Annotated in this window: 1 protein-coding gene and 1 pseudogene; both read left to right on the forward strand. The window is 66.2% G+C overall.

The features are described from left to right. Nucleotides 1-685: VOC family protein (locus tag LQV45_RS32095; protein ID WP_230011563.1), on the forward strand; the 685-nt coding region annotated here is incomplete at its 5' end. A 56-nt stretch (nt 686-741) separates the two neighbouring features. Beyond that, nucleotides 742-1,445, forward strand: a pseudogene (locus LQV45_RS32100) (AAA family ATPase); the annotation flags it as partial.

Here is a 1,445-nt window from a genome sequence, read left to right on the forward strand (position 1 = left end):
CAAGGACTTCTACGGTCCGCTCTTCGGGTGGACTTTCGACGACCCCATTCCGATGCCGCCCGGGCTCGACGGCTTCTACTACGCTGCGCGCCTCCGCGGTCAGCTGGTTGCCGGAATCGGACAGGCGCCGCCGCAATCGCCGCCGGGGTGGATCACCCACGTGCGTGTCGTAAACGTCGGGGAAGCCTTGGCTCGTGCCGAGCGGGCGGGGGGCAAGCGCCTGGCGCCGTTTGGTGCCGGCCCGGATGACCGCATTGCTGTGCTCGCCGATGCCACCGGCGTCCCGTTCTGCCTGCGGCAGGCAGGAGGGAACGACGGCGCCCAGCTGGCCAATGAGCCGAATTCCTGGGCCATGAGCTCGCTGCACACCACAGATGTCGGGCGGGCCCAGGCGTTCTACGGTGCAATGTTCGACTGGGAACTCGAACCCGTCCCGGACGCCCCCTTCTCGCGGTGGCTCCGCTCCGGCCGGGTAGTGGCGGTGGTGGCAGCCACGGACGGCGTCGCGGTCCCCCCGCATTGGAGCGTCAATTTCGCCGTCCGCGACGCGGACGTCATTGCCCGGCAGGTCGTAACACTGGGTGGCAGCATCTTGATGGCACCCATGGACACGCCGGGATATCGCAGCGCCGTGATCAGGGACCCCCAGGGCGGCACCATCGCGGTCAGCGCAACCACCGACTGACGCTTGCTGGAGAGCATGAGCGCCACACCGATTGGCGGCGCTGGTAGGGTCAGCCCATGGATGAAATTTTGGGGAAGTTCATCGACGATTTCGCGCGGCTCGTGGAGCTCGCGCAGTCCGGCCAGCGTCGGGAGCAACCGGGAACCCAGCTGCTGACTACGCTCACCGAGCATTTGGCGGTCCGGGCCGAATCAGTGTCAGTAGTGGTTGAAGAGATTCCGCCGCACCGATTCGTGGACGCAGACATCCTCATGGAAGAGCTCGCCGCGGAGGATCCTGAGTTCCGGCTCGTGGGCATCGGCGGCGGCGACCAACGCCACCATCACTCGCTGAGCGACATGCTGCAGCAGTCTCAGCTATATCCGCAGTTCCCCCTGGCCCAGCCGGACTACGCCAACTTAGCTGTCGGGCCGAACGAACAACGGCAGGCCGTGGCACTGGGGCTCTGGCTGTTCAGCCATGGAGGCAGTCCCATCGCCGTGCTGCAGCGGGACGCCAACCCTCGGTATGGCCGGCAGTCAGCGTCCCTTGAGGTTTTGGCCGGCGCTACAGATAAGGCCGCACGCTTCCTCTCGGAGTTCCGCCGTCGGATGCAGCACCGCAGCGTGCTCAAGGGACAGGTCATTTCCCTGGTGATGGGTGAGTATGGTCCCAGCGCGGCCGGGGTGACGTTCCATGCACGGCCAGTCCTTGCCGCGTCGGATGTCATCCTGCCGGATGGCCTGCTGGAGAAAGTGTCGGACCACGCCTTAGGTATCGC

This window comes from Microbacterium sp. Bi128, from assembly GCF_918698205.1.